Raw genomic sequence first — 20348 nt, 5'->3', positions numbered from 1 at the left:
GAATATTTATTATTAATTTTTCTTTTTGGTTATTGGAGCAAAAAACTTTAATAATGCCAGCTGCAATAATTTTAAAAAATTTTCCTCACTTAGTTTATCAATCGTTCTTAGGTATAGAGCGTTAATTAGGGTCTGCTGATTAAGTCAGCGGAACTGGATTTTTGAATTCCGGTAACAGGTATACTGATTTAATCCAGTCCATTAATTTGCAGATAAGAGATAGGGATGCCCTCCCGATAATATTTACCAGGTTAAGCACCAACACAATTGAAGCTATCCATGTTTGGCTTGTTTCTGCTAGCCTGGCTTTTATTCTATTCATTCCGTAAGCCGTTTTTGCCTGGCCAAATTTGCCTTCAATTGGATTTCTTTCTCCGGGTCTTACAGGAATCGACAATGCCCCGCAGGAAGAGGGACGCCCTAGTGGCTTGGCTCGTAATTTAATGTTGTTATCTTTTAACCACTTTCTATTTGCTCTGTTGCAATATATTTTATCTGCTAATACTTCTTTAGGATGAAATCCAAACCGGGTTTTATACTGCTTCACAGAGTGTTCCAGTCTTGTTCCCTCATTAAAGGCATCCCACGATAATTCATCCAGAAAGGCTATCCCATTTACCAGACTCACTTGTATTTTAGAACCAAATTCTACATCTGCATTCATCTTACCTCTAACGATTGGGCGTACATGTGGCTGGTGTATGCTTACTATTCTATCTTCTACACTATGAACCTTGTTATCATACATATACTTTTGTTGATGATACACGGTCTGTATCACAAGCAAGTATTTATATTGCTTTTTGCGCAACGGTATTTTATCATACTGCATCAGTAGTTAGTGGATGCTGTTGATATTTCTTTTTAAATACTGTAATTGTTGCCTGATAGCGTTTCTGATTTCCTTTTTGGTCTTTTTCTTTTTTTGTGCTGTTTTAAGGTATTTTCTTCTCGCTACTTTCCTATATGTCCTGGGTTTGACGGTTGATAGGTTTGACTGAAGTTCATCTATTAACTCTTCCGACTTTTCCCTGGCATCATTCAAAATATTTAGGTCTGTCGGATAGGCTATGTCCTGCGGACACGCCGTAGCATCCATCAACAAACTACCCTTATGTGTAGGAGCCGGAGGCTCACCCGCATCTTTGATCTGCCCTGATACATTTTCTTCTGCAGACTGCCTGTTACCCATCGGATCCTGCTCATTCATATCATTACTGGCCTGCTCTTTATCGGTATCTGCTTTTTTATCTATTATCGCCAGTATCTTTTCATTAATCTCATTTATTTGTTCAAGCGTTAAGCGTTTTCGTATGTCTACAAATAAACTTGCATCAAAAGGTGCTTCATTGCTAAAGCTGCTGTAACCAATAAAATATTGCATATACATGTTTTCCTGTATCTGCAAGATGGTTTCCCTGTCACTAATATTACACAAATGCTTAATGATCAACGAGCCTATTGCAACCCTTGGATTGATGCTCCCCGCACCCGTAAACTTATTACCTAACTGACGATTATAGGTGTTTACCAATGCATCCCAGGGAATGTTATTGGCTAGCATTACCCAACGGTTCGTAGCCAGAAGCTGATTGGAAAATGGAGACTCAAAGCCGGACAAGACTAACTGCTGAGGGCTCAAGTAATCTTGCTTAGATGCACGGCTTTTTTTTGCTTTTGCCATATATCTTTGCACTTTTGTTGTTCCAAAGTTAGCTCAAACTCAATCACAGCCTCGAACCAACTTTTGAACAGCAGACCCTAATTACAATTACAATTGTGATTGCGAAACTGGTTAAAAGGATAAATTGATGGATTTTTAAAAACTGGAAAATTGTTGCACCTGTCGCAAGAACAACTATCAAAAAAAACATATTGAGTATTATCATGCGTTCTGGACGTTTTAAAGCATTTTCGGCAATCTTTTCAGGTGTCAAAACGATGGTAGAACCATCTGATGAAGTTCCTCTTATTTGAAAGCTAATTTTTTTTATTTCGTCAATACATTGAGTAATTTCATTTTGTACTTCAACTGCATAATTTCTTAAATCTTGGAAACTTCCAGTCTCTTTTGCTGTGCTAAGTTTACTTTGAACATTGAATACAACCCTCGAATATCATCCTTTAATTGTCGCTCATGTTGCTCCAGTAAAGAAAATAGTGGTGCAATTTTGTAGTGTGCCGAATAATGTGTTGATATCATTTTATCTTTAGCATCTTCCCAATTGTCACCAAAGGAGCTTGTGTATTGAAGTTGTAAAGAAAAATCACTTTGATGTCGTGATGCAAGAACTGCAAGTTGGTCACAAATGCCTGCAACTTCTTTAAACCATTTACTATCTGGGGCTTCGTTAATTTGCCCGATAACATCATCGACCTTTTTCTTAGTTGATTGGGAAGACAAATTCCTGACATTCCCGAGTGCTTGAGAAAGACGATTGTAAGCCATTTCGCAGCAGCTGTTAACTTCATTTACAAAGTCAAAAAGTTGCTTTCCTATAACTGGATGTTCTTTTTCGATTGCAGCAAGGGATTCTAATCCATCTACAATAGTGTGTAAATTGTAAAGCTCCATTTTATTTTTTTTTTAATGGTATGTCACCAAATGCTTGCAGCCGAAAATATAGTTTATGGTACTACCCGAGTAAATTTCCATAGAAGGGTCTGTTCACAATACTTTTTCTACTTTCATTTCTTGTTCTAATGCTCTGCAAATAATAGCTCATGCCCGATGGGTACCTGCACGTTCCTTCGAAGTAATTTATTATATCAGTTTTAGGCTCTAACCATATACACTGTTTATCGTCAGCAATGGTGTCACGTTTTTATACCATCTTTGTTTGTCCGGCATTATGATCCTTAATAAGGGATAGTATTTCAAATTCAGAATTTAATGCTATTTCATCTGCTCCATTATCATGAAAGGTGTCAAAGTCAAACAAGTTTGAAAAATCGATTTTCGTTTTCCTCTGTAGCGATTTTATGCTTATCTGGTATTCTTTAAACTCTACATTCTCGTCCAGATTAAGCTGCTCAAAATCAATATTGTCCACGTTATCAGCCTGGGATAGTTTAAATGCAGTGGCTTTTAAATCACCGTTATCAGTAAGCCATAAAACGATCTTGAAAAATTCCATAGGCACCTGTATGCCGCGGAAAACAGGATCATCATCATTAAAGATGGGGCCGTTGAACACGGTAATTTTTGAAGTCTTTCCATTTTCGAGGTTGGCACCTTTTTCCAAAACAATCGTCTCCAGTTTACCCCACAATCCCTTGCGGGTACTTTTATTGATCGTGGCTACTTGTGGACAGGCATTCGTATACATGCATGTCAGATCCGCGTTTCGTTTTGCATCGTCGGCCGTTGCCCCCCAATTCGCGTCTTCGCGGCGACTCATGTGACCTTTTTCAAATCCACTGTTTCGATAGTAGGCATCATCTAATTGTATATCAAAACTCAACCTGGTGTCTCTCAACCAAACGTCTTTCCTTTTAGAAGTGTCAAGCCTTTTATTTGGATTTCCGTCTACATTGATGGCACTAATGAGTGGCATCATGCGTACGGAATGGAATATGGAGCTGTAGTTATAATATTTCAAAACGGGATCGTCAGTTCCATTAATCTTTGCTAAAAATTTCTTTATTGAATCTTGTGTTTTCGGCATTGGAATATTATGGCCTTTCAGAAAATTGGATTGATATCCTTTACACTTGTCAAAACTTGTGGTCTCCTCAAGTTTCTTGATTTCTTCCCCATCTGTTTCATCGTTGCTAACAGTAGCATCAGGAGATCGCAAAGCGGCTGGGGAGATATTATTTACCGATGGTGTAGGGGAAGGTACTCCCTGGTTAATGCTTATATTAATTACTCCATTTTTTTCGAGCACCTCAGCAGGTACGGTAATGTGTATATCGGTGATTGAATTAGTGGTAGCCATATCAGTTTCATTTGAATTAAGTGTATTTGCTATCAACGGTCTGTGAGAATCAGGCTGATGATTATCGAATCCTGTATTGACCGACGCTTTCTTTTTTAAATTATTTACAATATTAGAATCCGGGTATCGGGCAAAAATGTCATTCAAAATCACACTTATCCTGATGCCTTCGTTGGCAATCCAATCAACTTTGGAAGCGTCGATCTTGCCCTCCACCACGGGTATCACATTTCCTTTCTTATCAACATATTCGCCATTCGCATTTTTTCTGCCAACGCCGGAGTGATGCAATGCTACCACCTGCCACTGGTCATTGAATACCGGTCCTCCGCTACTTCCGGGAGCTGTATCCGTTTTGTACCAAATAGTTGTTGGGGTGATGTTTACAAATAAATTCTGCCGGATAGAGAGCTGCATATATTTTCCATCAGGATGATGTATAATATTAAGCAGCTCTACATTTTCCTTTCCGACTTTACCCAGTGAAGGATCTAAGTAAATATGCCCGATATCTGTGAGTGACGACTGGCCACTGTTGTCTATATGGTTAACGGCTACCAGGCAATAATCAAGGGCTTGGTTGGAGTAATAGAATACATCACTTCTAAACGAGAATGATGTTGGTTCTAATGGGTTTCCAAGTATGTCGTATTCATAGCCAAAGTCAACGTAACTGTCAGCAACTGCCTCAATTGTTTTGAAAACATGCCAATTAGTTAATAGAAGATTTTCCGTCACCATAAAGCCTGTCGCATAGCCGACAATTCTGATGCCGTCTTTTACAACGATCCGGCCGACCTTTCGCTTGACCACGTGTATCAATTCTACGAAGTTGCTATATACGGCGTCGTTTTCTCCAATCGAACGTTCATAGGCAAACTCCGGCGGTTCGTAACGAACCTTCTGAAGCATCTTTTTTCTTTCCTGATTGTTTACTTCAGTAGGCAGGATATTTCCTTCAGTGATCCCTTCAGGGACATTTGAAATCAATACTTCGTCAGCAAGGTTGTCTATATTTTCCCTTACCGGTGCATTGGGTAAAGCGGCATACTTTATCTCAGATTGGTCTAGTTGAGTTACAGGGATGATCATGGGTAGATGGTTGGTATTATAAATCTATGCAAAATGAATGTGGTTTGCAATAGCGTATGAGCAAAACTGAAATAACTAATAAAATTTTAACTCCTATAACGAACAGGTATAAGTGCATCAATATATGTTTTTAAAGGGCCAAAGCAATAGCTATAAATAGCTATTTTGAAATTTTGATCAATCATAAAATCACATTAAACGCGTTTACTGTCTTGCATTTGTAACTTTTTAACGGATTGAAAAGAAAATGCCCAGGCCATATCACACCAAAAGTAATAAGGCAGAACAGACAGCCTTGTTTTTTTTAAAAAACCTCTTTGAAAATTTGGCTGCCTAGGTAAGTGTTATGATCAAGGCAATTGGGGAAAGGCAAACTCTTCGTTCTTTGTTCTGTTGCAGGGTTAGGTGGTAATTATGACTTTTGTACGATTAAATGCATTAAAGAAGGGGTGTTAAAAATCCGTTCCATTTCAGCTTGAATTAGCTCTTCAATATCCGATTTTACCTGCAGGTAGGAAAGCTGTACTACTTGGTTGCTCAAATTCTTTATAATCGGTAGATTTCTGAAGGACCGTTCTTCGTTTTTTATCCGGTCATGTTCGTTTATAATCTCGCAGTTAAAGGCTACGAGATGAATTTTTTCATTCGGATCATCAGCTACAAGACCTACAAATTGTCCACTCGATAGTGCCGATATTTTTGACGCGGGCACAGCTGTATCCAGTTGCCTTGAACGACTTATCGAAGTATCTCCGCTATTGATTGTCAAACTTTCTTTTTCCTGGTTGATTTTCCCTATCCTTTCAGACAACTGTTTGGCTGTGTCTCCAGTAACCTGTCCTGAAATTATATTGCCGACAATATTTGTGATTACATCTGCCTGTTCTTTGCCATAATCTTTACGTAGCTGGCTAAAATCCTGGATGCCCAGACAGGTAGCTACTTTGTTGCTTCTTGCGGTGGCAATCAGGCTGTCAATATTATTCAAATAAATTGTTGGGAATTCATCAAAAATTAGGCTGCATTTCAGCTTGTTTTTTTGATTAACCAGCTTAATCAATCGGTTGACATATAAAGACAAAACGGCACCATAAATCTGTATTTTTTGAGGATTGTTTCCCATGCAAACGATCTTTGGCTTTAGAGGATTATTGATGTCCAGAGTAAAATCATTTCCTGATAGGATGTAATAGAGCTGAGGGGAGGATAATCTTGCCATAGCAATTTTTGCCGATGCAATCTGACCCTCCAATTGTTCCATCACGTCATTGATGTAAGCGTTTACAAATGGATTGATCAACACTTCGATTTCTTTTTCAGTTCTAAGAATGCTGAAAAGACGATCATAGTCGACCTGCATCAATTCTATCACATGAGGCAAAGTGCAAAATTCACCGTCCCTGTATCGCCGCAAATACCATATGATGGCTGTGAGAAAGTTAATTGGGGACTCCACAAAAAAGTCACCTTGTTTCCGGATCCATTCCCGATTCAATCCAAGCAGGATTGTTCTAGCAGACTCCGCTGCGTCGGTAATATCAGTCATGGCAGATGGTTCAAGCGGATTACAACGATGACTTCGGCTTAAGTTATCAAAATTAATTACATAAAATTCCGGGTATATTGAATATTTACTTTTCGATCGAAGCCAGGTATTGTATACGATTTTAGTTAGATCGTCAAATTTAAAATCATAGACAAACATGGAGAAGCCTTTTTGAATATGCTGCGTAATTACATGCCTTATAACAAAATAACTTTTTCCCGAACCTGGTGTTCCGGAAACAAGCAGGCCCCTGAACGGATTAATAATATTAATCCAGCTTTTTCGAATTTTGTCCTTTAGATGATAACGGGCTGGTAGATTAATGGAATACTCATTTTGCAGTAGCCTTTCTTCTTGAGGAAAGGTCTCGTTTTCGCGGTTAAATATGTCCGTATCATTTAGCCTTTTATGGATGATCCTTGATAGCAGCGTGCCACCCGTTAAAGCGAGTATATATCCTATTGTTGTTACGCATATATAAGGCAGGTAATTCATCGTTGAATTATCAATGCCAGGATAAATGAAATAGCTCAAAAAATAGAGAGTCAATCCAACGCTTATATAGGCGAATGTTGTCTTGGTTTTTAATTTCTCGCTCTTACGGCCTTTGCCTCCGAGTAAGGCTATAATAAGAAATGCCAAAGCCAGCAGTTTCGACTTGTGGAAACTATTAAATAAACCGGTTTTTTTGATATATAGTAATAACCTGTCACCAAGATTATTCGTCCATCCTAGCTCATAAAAACCAGTATAACAATAATAGTAGAAATGCAAGGTTAGAAGCAGTATACTTACCAGCCTGGTCATATCAAGAATCTTCCTTAATGCTTGTTCGTTTTCACCGGTTTGAAATGACATAACAACTATAATTTTAGAGATTGTTTGATTGTTTTCTTTTTCTCTTTTTAGTTTTCTTCTTAAAGCCGGGAGAAACGTAGTCAAAATTGGCTTCAGGTCGAAGCGCATCCTTCACAAGTTTTTCAAAGAAATATTCAATCTTATCAGGATGATATCTGTACGGAGAATATGAGACGGATGGATCTTTTGATGGCTTTGCAAAATTTCGTTCGTTGTTAGGGACACCAAGTCTTAATTTGTCGCGACTACTGAAATCAGTAGTCCCTTTGCATCTGTCTATAATGGCCCTGATACTATAATCCTTTCCGAGGTCGCTTCCATTAAAAACAGCCCTGGTTTGATGATCGATATAAGTAATGCCATAGTTAATTCCCTTTGCATTTTGTCTTAGGACAACATGTATTCCATCCTTTTGCAGAATATCTACAAAACTTTTTAAATCAATATTTTGTTTTTTGTAAATGCGATGTTCACTGCATTCTTTATCCTCGATTTAAAAGGGAGTTTTTTATATTCATTTTCGTTAAAACGTTCAGTCAAAAATTTTAGTCCGGGATTGTTATAGAAAAGACTTGCTTTTATTGGAATTCCTACAGGTTTCCCTTTGCTATCCAAAAGACGGTAAAACAAGCCGTTGTTTCTAAATGTTCTTGAGTTGGTATTGCATCCATCAACTGCTACATTATACTGCTTTAAAACTGCATTTAATTCCGGCAGAGATGTATATAAATATTGAGGTAGGACCTTTTCAAGAACATTACTGATGGCACGCCGCGTTTCAGACTTGCCATACCTGGCAACCTCAATAGTGTTTGCCGATTTCGTTATTGTCTGTTTTCGGCCCTTTGCAACAGTGAGTTTGTATGCCTTTTCCAGTGATTCACAAGCCTTGCGAGACTGATTTCGGCCGATGTTTTGCATGTCTATACGGCTGCCATCGTTTCTAACTTTAAATGATACCAGGTGTAGATGCGGATGTCCTGCATCAAAATGTTGATAGATAAGATAGGGCTGATTTCCGAATCCAATCTCCGTCATATAAGAGTGAGCAATGGATAACATCTTCTCTGCGTCAAGCCGGTCTGATGGATCGAAATTCAGTGAGATATGTACACTATTTCGTTTCACATTTTCATTTAGTTCGGCTTGCCTTTTTAGCATGTTTAATTTCTCATGAAAATTGAGCTGATCAGGGTCTTTTGGATAATTAACTGCACCAATGCATTTGGCTTTTCCTTCCTGAACTTTTTGCTCATTGTAATTGAGTGTTCGGCTAATCGAATTTCCGGTATTTATTACTGCAACCATTGCGCTGAAATTTGATTAATCTTTAATTGGATTTGCTCCGTTTTTTCGACTACTTTTTGCCGCTGCAACTGAGCTGTTTCCAGCCAGCTTTTAAACTCGTCAATGGCTTGAAGGGTATGCAGTTTTTTTACGGTTTGATTGAGGTTATTTCCAATAGCATTCAGCTCCTTTCTGAGTTCAATTAATGCTGTCATAAAGTCATCTAGTGACTGGTTGCGATGCTTGAATACAACTGCTTTTTGAAGTAAGACATTACGTGCATACTGACTTAATTTTCGACAGGTTGTTTGTTGATAGTAACCATTAATCTTTTGATATTCCGGTTCGCTTAAACGTATATGCAGCCATCTATTCTTCTTGTTTTGTGCTTTTGTCATCACAGTTCATTTACAAATTTTAAAGCTTGTTTTTCAAGGGCATTACCGCCCACGAGTTCCGAGTGAAGAGCGGCAGAAAAACGTTTGTGATACAAACGGACATCTTGCCGATCGCGGATAAGGCGATCTAAACAACTTTTCGATAAGATCTTCATGAGCTTGAAGATTTTCAGCCAACTTGCAACTGGTGTTTACGTTTTGAATCCTAATCCTGAATGCTTTTGCTTTTGTTGTTTACCGAATAGTATCAACCATTCATTCAGGTCTTTATTTTGAGAATAGAGCTTGCTTTGATCTTTGTAATTACTATTTTCTTGGCATGCTGCCTGGCTGCAATTTTGTCCGGGTGCATCGTTGTCGAGGAATAGGTCAACATTATCATACCTGTTTAAAATATGCTTTGCCTTTTCAAAAAATGAGAGTGAATTTAAGATCAGGAAATCGGCAGAAGGCTGTTGGTTTTTAGTGATGGCAATGAAGGAGAGAAAATCAAAAAATCCCTCAAAAACACAGATTCTTGTTGCATTGTTTAGGAGGGTTGTATGATCCTTAGGCGAAGTACTTAATTTCATGTATTTATTCCTCAATTCATAGCCACCGGAATCATTTTTAAATCCTATGGCGTAGTATTCCTTTTCGCCTAAACGGTAATGAATTTCAGAGCAATATTTTTGTGCTACATCAAGAGGAATTTTCCTGGACTTTAAATAGTCAACCAAAGGGTAGGAGCTGATTGTTTTTGAAGAGAGGATTTCAATCTTATGGTCAGCTTTTTTATTGATTGCAGGGGCAGGTATATTAGAAATTGAATTGGGATAATTTCCATTTGAATTTCTAATAAGATCACCAATTGTCCAATCCTTATAAAGTAAAATAAAGTCGATTAATGAGCCTCCTTTTCCCAGTCCAAAATCAAACCAGAGATTCTTTGTTCTATCGACCTTAAATGAGGGTGTCTTTTCGTTGCGCAGGGGAGATGTATACCAATAGTTACAGTTAACAATCTTTGAAGGATATATGTTAAGCGATTCGAGATGATCAACAATGTTCAATTGTTTGATGTAATTGAGCTTTTCTCTTATGTCCATAATTAACGTTTTTGATTTGAATGTGTGGTTGACGAAAGTAAAATGGCACTTTGTTGAAAATTGAACTCCTTTAATTTCTAAAGGACGGTTTTAACCTCAATGCTTTCTGGATACTTTTGGACTTGAATTAGCAAACCAAAAACATAGCTATGCTTTCAAAAAATGATTTAGAAAAAGTGTATAGTACAATACTGTGTTCACCCGGGATGAATGAGTCCGTCAAAGTGCTTTTGCAGTTGCCAAGAAAAAATATATTATGCCTTGTCAATGCAATAGAGCATTCCTTGTTAGATGGCGATAAGGACAAAAGAGGATTTGACATGGATGTAGAACAAACATTAAAAGCTGTTTCTATTGAATTGTTGGAAAAATCCGGGCTAAAAGAAATGTATGATCACCTGGCCAAGCTTGCATGAAATCAATTGAGCCAATGCACTTAATCTATCTGGTGTTGACCTTAAAATTTCTATCCGCTATTGACATTGGCAAAGGCGGCTATTAATTTTGGTGATCATTTGCTTCCCTTACAGCATTAGTCACCTAACACTCAGCTATATGAAATCAATCCTCTACACTTCGCTTTGTTGCTTCATCTCCTGCGTTCTTTTTGGTCAGAATAAACCGATAGTACAATGGCAACACAGGTACGGCGGCCAGGCTAATGAATATCTCAATTCTACGATAATGAGTCATGATAGTGGGTTTTTAATGGTTGGCTCAACATTTTCTCACAATAATAGCGACGTATCCGGTGGCCATACGGGCTACGAGCCATTTCTGGATGCGTGGGTCGTTAAGACTGATAGCCAGGGAAATCTCGAGTGGGAAAAGTCCCTGGGTGGCATTAAGCCGGATGACATATCGCAAATTATCGCTAACACTGATGGGGGATACACAATATTGGGCTCAACTTCTTCAAATGACGGAGATGCAGCGGGATTTCATGGAGGTGCTTACATGGACTTTTGGCTCGCTAAATTAGATAGTGAGGGCAGCGTGGTATGGAAAAAATGCCTGGGCGGATCAAAGAGCGATGTTGGACGATGTATCAAACAAACCAACGATGGTGGGTTTGTAATGATGGGTTTTACCAATTCAAATGACGGCGATGTATCCGGATTGCATGGCAATTCCGGCTTTAGTGATATCTGGGTTGTCAAGGTGGATAATACAGGACAATTGCAATGGCAGAAATGCCTTGGCGGACGATCACAGGAAGATGCAAACGCGCTTGAATTAACGCAAGATGGTGGGTTCCTCATTGCAGGGACGACTAATTCAAATGATGGAGACGTTGCTGGTAACCATGATCCCAGTGGCTTCTATGGAGATGGATGGTTGGTAAAACTTAGTTCAACAGGCCAGCTTGAATGGCAGAAATGTATTGGCGGCGGTTTCGATGAGAAGGTTGGACAGCTTAAGGCTACTGCAGATGGAAATTATATCCTGGTTGGTTCCACCAATTCTTCCAATGGAGATATTAGCGACAAGCGTTTTTCAGGTTATGATTACATGGTTTTAAAGCTAGCGCCAAATGGAAATATTTTATGGGAAAAAACTTATGGTGGAAATAGCCTTACAATTTATCAAAATGGTGATCACGCAACCAGTGTATGCTTAACCAGGGACGGCGGCTACCTTGTTGGCGGACATAGCTGGTCAAATGATGGAGATGTTTCAGGACATCACGGCGCCACAACTACTACAGATATTTGGCTTGTTAAACTGGATGGACAAGGGTTGTTACAATGGCAACAGAGCTATGGGGGATCGGAAAATGATCTTGCACGTGACATATTCGAAACAGCCGATTCCGGTTATGTAGTTTCGTCAGCATCTGAGTCACCTAATGGTGATGCTTCCAATAGTCGTGGCAAATTTGATTATTGGATAATGAAGATCAATACACCACGTATTTCTGTAAGCAGTTCGCCTACAAATATTTGTGATTATGATCGACCTGGCCTTCTAGCAACTGTGGCGAATGGAGGGCCAAATTCATTTGTGAGATGGGTAAGAAACGGGAAGTTTACTGCCGTCACAACCAATTACTGGATTCCCGCAAATATGAAAAACAACGATACCATTTGGGCGGTGTATATGACAAAACACGGACAGTATGAAAGTAATAAAATTGTTTACAAAGTAGATCGAATTTTACGTGCAGTAGTGGAAGTTATTCCTGATCATATAAATAGTATTTGCAAAGGCACGCCTGTAGTGTTTACGGCACAAACGCTCAGAATTAGTTCAACCGCTACTTATCAGTGGAAAAAGAATGGAATTGTAGTTGGCGAAAATTCAATAACCTATAGGGATGATTCACTATTAAATGGCGATCAGGTAACTTGTAGTGTGATTATGAATTACCATTGCGCAATACCTGCTATAGCCACAAGTAAACCGGTTGTATGCAAAGTCTTTGATAGTATTCCACCGCCTCTTTCAGAAATTTCGGGGCCCGCATTCCTGCAGAAAGGAGCGCTGGGTGTCTTCAGTGTGAGTCCGTCTTATCCTGACGGATTGTATGCCTGGCTTATTCCGCAAAATGCCGGTATTATTTCGGGTAAGGGAACAAATTCTGTTGTGGTGAAATGGGGAGATACAACAGCAAAGATTTCAGTGAAACTATACAATGCGTGTGGAGCGCCGCCGGTTAAAACTAAAACGGTGTTCATTCAGACTCCTGAAATGTCGTCATCAAGAGTTGCAGGTATAGCTGACCAATCGAATACGTTTAGATTATATCCTAATCCTGCAAAAAGTACAGTGACAGTAGAATTTGTATCTTCTGCGGCTGATGAATATACGCTGTCTGTATTGAGCATGAATGGTGTTGAGGTTTATAAGGAAAAGGTTGTTCCAATTAAGGGAATGATATCTGTAAGATTAGATGTAAGCCGTTATCCTGTAGGTTTATATACGATAAGATTGTTTAACAAATTATCAAGTAGTGAGAAGAAGTTGATGGTTGGTAGCGATTAATAGTTGAGTTTTATAAGTTGATGACGAATAAAAAAAGGGCTCACATGAGCCCTTCATCACAAATTGATAAGTAACCATCCGCTGTGACGATTAAATGATCAAGAACTTTGATATCTAAAAGTTTACCGCATTCAACTAGTTTTGTAGTCAGATTTAAGTCTTCCGGGCTTGGTTTGAGGCAGCCTGACGGATGGCAATGAGAAAGTATAATAGCGGAGGCATTAGCCTTTAAAGCTGTCGTAAAAATTATTTTAGGGTCAGCTATTGTTGCTCTTCCAGAACCACTGGATATGTGACTAATTCCTAAAACAGCATTGGTAAAATTCAACAAGAGAATTTTAAATTCTTCAACATACTCAATTTTATCTTTATTCCAATTTGCAAGTAAGATTTGATACGCGTCTTTAGAATTGTGAATAATTGGTCTTTCAGATACTCTCGTCTTGTTGCGATATCTGATTTCAACTTCTGCCACTTTGTTTAATGATTTGAATGATGACTGTTCCATAACTTAATTTTTAATTGATGAATTAATTATGGCAACATCGCCGGCAAAAGGCAAACTAGCACAAGAAGCAACGGAATAAATAGCGCCAGCGTTTTATGCCGGAAATTCTTGTGCGCTTCAGATGCCTTTTGCCGAACTTGGTGGAATGATTAATAAGGAAAAAACAGACAAACTGAAACAGGATATATAGGAGCGCTGTATATTCAGGAATTTTAAATATTCCTACCATAACAAAATTGAAGTGTATTCTGAAAGATAGTATTCTGGTCCACGGAGGTGCGACACTGGTATCGAGTTTATTTCAATCGCGTTTTATCGACGAGCTATACCTGTTGATTAATCCGGTAGTTATCGGCGATGGTTTGACTGCTTTTCGGTACTATCAACAATTTGATGAAAAGATGCTTTGCCTTATTCTTCGGGAATGATCCGTTTGCATTATTTATTTAACCTGTAATGCTTCGATACGCGGGAGTTTTTTTAAACCATTGAGATGTTTAGATGCAAATTAAGCCGAATAACGGAGGAAAGATGAATGCACATACCTAACAACAAGCAAAGCTGCATGTTGGGATTAATGCTTAATTTTAGTGAGCAATGGTAGAATTTCTATTTCATCCTGTTACGCCCCATCCTGCGCTAATCCCATATGTGGCTAAGATGTGGGTGTTTGAAAGTAGCGGCCGGCTTCCGGCGGAGGATATGAAGCTAATCGTACCCAACGCTAATTTCAAGCTCACGCTTACCTGTAAAAATGGTATGGTAGCGCAAATAGACGGTAGAAGCTTCACACAGAAAGAAGACCAGTTGAGTTTATCCGGTCTTATAGATAGGCCCGTTGTGTTGGACCCTAGCGACGATATGCCGACCAGTACGATCGTCATTGAGCTCAACCCGATCGGCGTATATCGACTGTTTCATTTACCCTATGCAGCGCTCAACAACCAGCTGCACATGCTGCCGGAACTCTTAGGTAAGCCTGGCCACGCTCTCGAAATACAGCTTGGTGAAGCGCCTAACTTGGCCATGAAACTTCATTTGTTACAGCAGTTTCTTCTCGAGCAATTACACATCGGCAAGGCCGACTCCATTTATGACTACTGCGTTAATCGCATTACGCAAGCCAGGGGCATAGTTACCGTTTCACAACTTGAAAAAGCAACAGGCTACAGTGCGCGGTGGCTGCATCGCAAGTTTAGTGAGCACATGGGCACCGGCGCCAAAAACTTCGCGGAAATTGTTCGCTTCAAGCAATGCTACCAGGTTTTTTCATCAGGCGTCAGTTACGACATGCTAAAAACACATATCTACGAATATTACCACGACCAATCACATTTTCTTAGGTCATTTAAGCGTTTTACAGGAAGCACACCAACCGAACTGCAGCGTAGACTAAACGAGCTTGCAACAAAGCATTATACAAGCTAGTTCCGATTTGTACAACGGTAATTGTTTCGGCCGTTCTAGCTTTGTATAAAACAAAAAAAAGATGGAAGCGAACAACTACAGCAGAAACTTTACAGTCAATTTAAGTGCGGCAGAGATAATGCAAAAAATCAGCAATGTACCTGGCTGGTGGGGTGTCTCCTTTACTGGCAGTGCTAGCAACAAGGATGACAACTTTGTCATCGAAATGGGTGGAGATTCTTTTTTTAACTGCACGGTAAGTGAACTTGTACCGGCTAAAAAAATTGCGTGGCTGGTTGCCGATTGCAACATGCCCTGGTATAAAGATAAAAAAGAGTGGGCTGGCACGAAGATGGTCTTTGACCTTGATGAACATGATGGAAGCACTCATGTAATGTTTACACACGAAGGGCTGACTCCAGATTCAGAGTGTTATGTAGATTGTGAACCTGGCTGGACGCATTGGATACAGACAAGCCTCGTTTCATATTTGACGACAGGAAATGGTGTTTTTAGAAAATCTACGAAATAAGTGTAGGCAATGGAAACACAAAAGTACAAGCCAGCGATTTACCAGATTGCTATCGCAGTCCCTGGAATTGCTGACGACATATTTGACCAGATAATAGATCTTGTTAAATGGTGGCCGGAAGATCTGGAAGGTGAAAGACCCGGCCCTGGAGTTGAGTTCACATTACGAGCGGGTGAGGATCATTATTCTAAAAACAAGGTAATTGATTTCGAACCGGGCAAACGATTTGCATGGATCACAACCGAAAGCCTTCGCAAAACCGATGGCTTTGAGTGGACGGGCACCAAAATGATTTTTGATCTGGTTGCTACAAATGCTACAACACAGATTACATATACCTATGACGGTATCGTTTTGGCCGATGAAGTCGAAAGGCTTGTTCATATCTGCCAATTGACAGTGAAGGAGTTGCTGTATAATTATCTCGTGCATGGTAAAACAAAAGACGATTTTTCGTTGGCAATTGAATTCAATAAATCGGCAGGAGTGGTATTCAATGCACTGACCAAAGATGTCGCTAGATGGTGGGGCGGCAGGGATCTCACCGGCAGCGCGCTGAAGTTGCATGACGAGTTTTCGATCGGTCATCCTGGCGCACATTATTCAAAACAACAGGTCATTGAACTTGTACACGATGAGAGACTGGTATGGCTAGTCACCGAAAGTGAACTTGCCTGGCTACAACAAGACAAGCATGAATGGACGGGGACTAAAATGATCTTTTGGCTTTCGGGCAATAATGGTAAAACTGAACTTCGGTTTACCCATGTAGGGCTTACACGGGATAAAGAATGTTATGAAACTTGTAGCCACTCTGGTTGGGGAATTGTCATCAGCGATTATCTGTACCTTTTTGTTTCAGAAGGTAAGCCGCATTTTACATAATTCTATGTGATCCGTTCAAACTAAAAGAAGGATCGACGCAGCATATATCGAGATGTAAGTCCAGGGTACATTCTTTACCAGACACTCTCCGACATAGATTATTGTGACCGTAGTAATAATTGAGCCACTTTTCTTAAATGCAACGCGAGGAAAAACAACGTTCGTATTAGGGATATTCTTAAAAAAATGTCATGGTTCAATGAGATCAAGACGGTTGATTTTTTCCGATGATTCATATAAATGATAATTCATCCTTGATGGAAAAAAGATCAGAGCATATCCCAGCATGGCGCAAGCCGAGCGGGTTACAGACGTTTTTGCTACACAAATAGGTGGCTATTTGTCGGGTAAAATAAGACTGCACTAGGCTTTGTGTGGCGCTTAACTTAGGACAGCTGTTACCAGAGTGTAAAGCTATAAGGATTTGTGACGCAGATTAATGCTTATTTAAGTCTTTTCCGGGTCTGCTTGATACTCGCACATACTTTCTCTATATATTTTAAGCAAGAACAGCTTTGTTATTTGAAGATTAGAACAATGCCTGTAGTGGTTTTGGGAATTATCACAAACAATAATTGTACTGCAAGGATGTTTTTATTTCCACCTTCTTTACCAATTAACCGCGCCCGTGTCCGCAAGACACGGGCGCGGGGGGCTTTGATTCGACGCTATTTTTGCCAAACACAGGAATGATTCTTTGAATATTACCGTTAAAGTTTACGAATAGTTCTAAAAAGCAGCGGCTCCTTGGCCGCTGCTTGCAATTTTAATTCTTAAAACTGTTATTTTTCAAAAAAAACAGGCAGATATTAAAAGCTGCCTGTCTGCGCATTTGTGCTATGCCGCCACAAAGAATGGAATTCATTTTAGTATCGGCATCTTTATAGTTGCGAACATTTTGAAAATAACCAGTTACTGCATTATATGCGCCAAACAATGTGCCTTTGGTGGTTTCCAGTTGCTGTGTTTCACTTGTCATTGCATATTCATAAACCTGGTTGCACATATTTTGAAATATTGTACTGGTTTCGTCGAGCTTTCCGAATTCCAGCTTGGCCAAAACTTCTTTATTCGGACACATGGCGCGCCGGATCAATTCCATTACCTGAGGATCGGATATGCGAATTTTAGAAAATTGGTTGAAGATGCTTTCGATAGTTGGTGTTAGTGTGTTTACCATTCCCATTACCTTATGCGCTTCTTTCAGCCTTTCAATTGCATTAGCGGTATGGCGGATCTTAATAACATTAGAACAGTTCCGCAATGCTGCGTTAAGTGTGTTGTTACACACTATTCGCACAGGTGTAAATGCGGCAATAATGCTTCCACTACCATCATGCGAAGTGGTCAAAAAAACATAATTTTCTATTAAGTCATCATTGTCGACTTTGATATAAGAAGGTAGTTTCGCTGTAATGAAAATTCGTTCGCCTTTTCCAAGTGCGCCCGCTGTTTCATAAAGAATGCCTTCACCGCCTCCTACAATCTCGTCAAAAAAAGAAAATGCATCAACATTTTGGACAACCTTGTAATCTTTGCCGACAACGCCGAGAACGGCATTGTTATCTGCCCGAACAGTTGCATAGTAGTCCGGAACTTTTATTTTTTCTTGTGTAGGTTCTGGTGTGTCAGTTTCACTGCTGGAGTGCGTAAATAATTCACGTTTTTGAACAGTATAATCCAGCCCTGCAAATTGTAACGCTTCAGCGCTTGGTGGGTAATCTGTAACGATCTTGCCCAGGCTATGCCAGGGTTTTTCCTGTACGCTAAAGAAACTGTGGTTTCCTGTCTTTTCATTGTAATTCAGATTGTGTGCCATTGTAAATGATTTTAATTGTTTAAAAATTTCTTTGCTGGTGAAGAGAAAAATTAAAAGGGTAGATCATCCGGATTTGCATCACTAGTTAAAGCTGCAGTAGTGTTGTTTGCTTGTTTACTGCTTTGCGACCTCCCATGGAGTTTGATATTGCCAACATGAAATACAAGGGCTGCACGTGCTTCATTGTTGCCGCCAATCCATGCGTTCACACTCATGCGGCCGCTTAGCTCGATCATTGTTCCCTTTGTTAGTAAGGGAGCAATAAATGTTGAACAGTTAAAACATTATTGGGTTTTAATAGACCAACAAAACGGAAATATTCTTTAATTGGCGAAATGATTTTACAACCAAGCCTTGCTGACGCAACGGAGAAATTTAATGAAACTACAATTCTTACTCAGCTAAATGAAAGCAACATTTTTGACATTGAAATGCTTCATCAGGATGGCGACACACTGCAATTGCATTTTACGCTCAATGCTAACTGGGATAAATATATCGTTTTCCCAGGAGATGGAAACTCCTTAGTGTATGAGTTTAAATTTAAAAAAAGAGTTTGGAAAAGGTCACAATACGATCCATTTAAAGTAAACTTTGATGAACTTCAACAGCGAAAAATTGTTCGGCCATTTCAGAAAAAATAATAGCGAAAAAGGCAATTATAACAAAAAGTGATTGTCAAAAGGATGATGGTAAACGATGGTTAAAATAAAACTCATCGTTTCATCCAAGCCTTCAGATCAAATCGTTTGGTTTGAAGATATGATTGAATACTTTATAATGGTTTTGGCTCACAATACGGGAGATGATAGCTTTTATTTTAGCCAAGCTTCTAATTAGGGCTGTAATTTTTTTAATGTTTAATAACGGCTCGTAAGAAGATATTTACTTTGTATTTTGAATTAAAAGGGCGGTCAAAACTTGGCTGCCCTTTTTTCATTTTTACCACCGCTTAATTTTTCTTCCTTTCCTGGTTAAAATTTGCAGCACTGGTATTCAATGTATAAGTGATGCCATCAGGATTTAGCGTTACTTCATTTTCTGCAATACTATACGCCCTTGCGCATCGGATTGCCCCTGTGCTACAACTATAGGCTGCTGGTGGATTGTCACCTTGCTCACCCATTGAAGAATGAAGCGGATTTCCACTTGCATTAACTTCAAACCAAACCAGGTCAGATGCTGGTTTTGTCTTGATGTGCGTAAAAGCACTGGCGCTTATGGCAACAACTATAGCCGCTACGCCGAACAATTGTTTTTTCATATTAAAATTTTTAGTGAAAGGCTCGGCCTGTTTTAACGGGACATCCGAATAACCTGCCTGTAGGAGCTCATCTACAGGATATTGCAATTAGGTGTAGCTTATCTTTCTCGCTAATTTTATAGCTATTAGGTTTAATAGCATTAAGAGGCAATTAAAAACCAGGTGCTGATGCCAACTCAGCTGTTCAATAACTCCGCCGCACGAACAGGGTAGGTGAGGAGCAAAGCTTGTTAGTACGACAATGTATGCTGTAAAAATGGACAGCAGCACGAATGATCCCCACAGCGCATATTTGATGTCATTAGAAAATGCAAGTGCGGTTGCAAGTAAAATTTCTGAAACGGGAATGGCAATAGCAAAAAGTCCTGAAAAATTACCAATAACGGGCATTCTTGATAATTGATCTCTGAAGCTTTTCCATTCAATCAATTTGTTTAAAATTTGACTTTACCGAAATGCAGACTTCGGGACAACAAACCTTTAACGCCCAAGAGACGGTTTTACTTGGCGACACTGTTGATGCAAAAATTAAAATCGTATCGCCAGACCGTTTTGCGGGTAGTTTGACAGAAGAAATGGAGTTTGAATTTAGAGAAGGTGCGACAGTTATCGGCACAGGAAAAATTGAATATATTATAAATGACAAGCTTCAGGGAGCAGGCTAATGCGGCTAGAATAAGAGCAATTATTATCCAGAATGATAAACCTGCGGCAATTTTCTACTTCCATCTGGCCGAT

21 protein-coding genes are annotated in these 20348 nt (G+C 39.4%); 8 read left to right on the top strand and 13 right to left on the bottom strand.

The features are described 5' to 3' along the window. Nucleotides 1-139: 139 nt before the first annotated feature. The 8 genes from QTN47_RS21275 to QTN47_RS21240 all read right to left on the bottom strand — a co-directional run bounded on the left by QTN47_RS21275 (nucleotide 140) and on the right by QTN47_RS21240 (nucleotide 10210). The gene (locus QTN47_RS21275) at nucleotides 140-748 is read right to left on the bottom strand and encodes a transposase (RefSeq protein WP_369331444.1); all 609 of its coding nucleotides are present in this window, start codon (nucleotides 746-748) and stop codon (nucleotides 140-142) included. 90 nt (nucleotides 749-838) lie between these two features. Next, nucleotides 839-1684: a transposase gene (locus QTN47_RS21270; RefSeq protein ID WP_369331443.1), complete on the bottom strand. Its 846-nt coding sequence runs from the start codon at nucleotides 1682-1684 to the stop codon at nucleotides 839-841. Nucleotides 1685-2044: 360 nt separating this feature from the next. Further along, nucleotides 2045-2575 carry a hypothetical protein gene (locus QTN47_RS21265; RefSeq protein WP_369331442.1) on the bottom strand — a complete coding sequence of 177 codons (531 nt, stop codon included), beginning with the start codon at nucleotides 2573-2575 and terminating at the stop codon, nucleotides 2045-2047. A 250-nt stretch (nucleotides 2576-2825) separates the two neighbouring features. Beyond that, complete coding sequence (locus QTN47_RS21260) at nucleotides 2826-5033, bottom strand: DNA/RNA non-specific endonuclease (protein WP_369331441.1); 2208 nt, start codon at nucleotides 5031-5033, stop codon at nucleotides 2826-2828. Nucleotides 5034-5445: 412 nt separating this feature from the next. Further along, complete coding sequence (gene mobC, locus QTN47_RS21255) at nucleotides 5446-7437, bottom strand: conjugal transfer protein MobC (RefSeq protein WP_369331440.1); 1992 nt, start codon at nucleotides 7435-7437, stop codon at nucleotides 5446-5448. A 435-nt stretch (nucleotides 7438-7872) separates the two neighbouring features. Next, nucleotides 7873-8745 carry a relaxase/mobilization nuclease domain-containing protein gene (locus QTN47_RS21250; RefSeq protein WP_369331439.1) on the bottom strand — a complete coding sequence of 291 codons (873 nt, stop codon included), beginning with the start codon at nucleotides 8743-8745 and terminating at the stop codon, nucleotides 7873-7875. After that, nucleotides 8733-9122 carry a plasmid mobilization protein gene (locus QTN47_RS21245; RefSeq protein ID WP_369331438.1) on the bottom strand — a complete coding sequence of 130 codons (390 nt, stop codon included), beginning with the start codon at nucleotides 9120-9122 and terminating at the stop codon, nucleotides 8733-8735. The genes QTN47_RS21250 and QTN47_RS21245 overlap by 13 nt, the downstream gene beginning before the upstream one ends. Before the next feature lie 191 nt (nucleotides 9123-9313). Next, nucleotides 9314-10210 (bottom strand): DUF8464 domain-containing protein, encoded by an 897-nt coding sequence (locus QTN47_RS21240; protein ID WP_369331437.1) that lies wholly within the window; start codon nucleotides 10208-10210, stop codon nucleotides 9314-9316. A gap of 149 nt (nucleotides 10211-10359) precedes the next feature. Here QTN47_RS21240 and QTN47_RS21235 point away from each other — a divergent pair, with 149 nt between their 5' ends. Beyond that, nucleotides 10360-10626 (top strand): hypothetical protein, encoded by a 267-nt coding sequence (locus tag QTN47_RS21235; protein ID WP_369331436.1) that lies wholly within the window; start codon nucleotides 10360-10362, stop codon nucleotides 10624-10626. Between the two features lie 139 nt (nucleotides 10627-10765). Next, nucleotides 10766-13195, top strand: a complete 2430-nt coding sequence (locus QTN47_RS21230; protein ID WP_369331435.1) for a T9SS type A sorting domain-containing protein — start codon at nucleotides 10766-10768, stop codon at nucleotides 13193-13195. A gap of 40 nt (nucleotides 13196-13235) precedes the next feature. Here the strand turns inward: QTN47_RS21230 and QTN47_RS21225 are convergent, their stop codons facing one another. Beyond that, nucleotides 13236-13703, bottom strand: a complete 468-nt coding sequence (locus QTN47_RS21225) for a JAB domain-containing protein (RefSeq protein WP_369331434.1) — start codon at nucleotides 13701-13703, stop codon at nucleotides 13236-13238. A gap of 236 nt (nucleotides 13704-13939) precedes the next feature. Between QTN47_RS21225 and QTN47_RS21220 the strand changes: the two genes are divergently transcribed. The 4 genes from QTN47_RS21220 to QTN47_RS21205 all read left to right on the top strand — a co-directional run bounded on the left by QTN47_RS21220 (nucleotide 13940) and on the right by QTN47_RS21205 (nucleotide 16527). Next, nucleotides 13940-14131, top strand: coding sequence for a dihydrofolate reductase family protein (locus QTN47_RS21220; protein WP_369331433.1), 192 nt, complete (start codon nucleotides 13940-13942; stop codon nucleotides 14129-14131). A 169-nt stretch (nucleotides 14132-14300) separates the two neighbouring features. Then, the gene (locus QTN47_RS21215; protein ID WP_369331432.1) at nucleotides 14301-15131 is read left to right on the top strand and encodes a helix-turn-helix domain-containing protein; all 831 of its coding nucleotides are present in this window, start codon (nucleotides 14301-14303) and stop codon (nucleotides 15129-15131) included. 61 nt (nucleotides 15132-15192) lie between these two features. Beyond that, nucleotides 15193-15642 (top strand): SRPBCC family protein, encoded by a 450-nt coding sequence (locus QTN47_RS21210; protein WP_369331431.1) that lies wholly within the window; start codon nucleotides 15193-15195, stop codon nucleotides 15640-15642. A 9-nt stretch (nucleotides 15643-15651) separates the two neighbouring features. Further along, complete coding sequence (locus QTN47_RS21205; RefSeq protein ID WP_369331430.1) at nucleotides 15652-16527, top strand: SRPBCC family protein; 876 nt, start codon at nucleotides 15652-15654, stop codon at nucleotides 16525-16527. A 766-nt stretch (nucleotides 16528-17293) separates the two neighbouring features. Here QTN47_RS21205 and QTN47_RS21200 read toward each other — a convergent pair. Next, nucleotides 17294-18346, bottom strand: coding sequence for a DUF932 domain-containing protein (locus tag QTN47_RS21200; RefSeq protein ID WP_369331429.1), 1053 nt, complete (start codon nucleotides 18344-18346; stop codon nucleotides 17294-17296). 50 nt (nucleotides 18347-18396) lie between these two features. After that, nucleotides 18397-18582, bottom strand: coding sequence for a hypothetical protein (locus tag QTN47_RS21195; protein WP_369331428.1), 186 nt, complete (start codon nucleotides 18580-18582; stop codon nucleotides 18397-18399). Between the two features lie 99 nt (nucleotides 18583-18681). Between QTN47_RS21195 and QTN47_RS21190 the strand changes: the two genes are divergently transcribed. Next, nucleotides 18682-18990 (top strand): hypothetical protein, encoded by a 309-nt coding sequence (locus QTN47_RS21190; protein ID WP_369331427.1) that lies wholly within the window; start codon nucleotides 18682-18684, stop codon nucleotides 18988-18990. Between the two features lie 308 nt (nucleotides 18991-19298). Here QTN47_RS21190 and QTN47_RS21185 read toward each other — a convergent pair whose 3' ends face one another. Beyond that, nucleotides 19299-19610: a hypothetical protein gene (locus QTN47_RS21185; protein WP_369331426.1), complete on the bottom strand. Its 312-nt coding sequence runs from the start codon at nucleotides 19608-19610 to the stop codon at nucleotides 19299-19301. An 87-nt stretch (nucleotides 19611-19697) separates the two neighbouring features. Beyond that, nucleotides 19698-20000 (bottom strand): MauE/DoxX family redox-associated membrane protein, encoded by a 303-nt coding sequence (locus QTN47_RS21180; protein ID WP_369331425.1) that lies wholly within the window; start codon nucleotides 19998-20000, stop codon nucleotides 19698-19700. A 65-nt stretch (nucleotides 20001-20065) separates the two neighbouring features. Here QTN47_RS21180 and QTN47_RS21175 point away from each other — a divergent pair, with 65 nt between their 5' ends. Next, entirely contained in the window at nucleotides 20066-20275 is a 210-nt protein-coding gene (locus QTN47_RS21175) for a hypothetical protein (RefSeq protein WP_369331424.1), read from the top strand. Nucleotides 20276-20348: the final 73 nt, after the last annotated feature.

This window comes from Danxiaibacter flavus (assembly GCF_041060425.1).
Classification (GTDB): domain Bacteria; phylum Bacteroidota; class Bacteroidia; order Chitinophagales; family Chitinophagaceae; genus Danxiaibacter; species Danxiaibacter flavus.
Note: the sequence above shows the minus strand (reverse complement) of the source record. Positions and strands in the feature narration are given on the sequence as shown.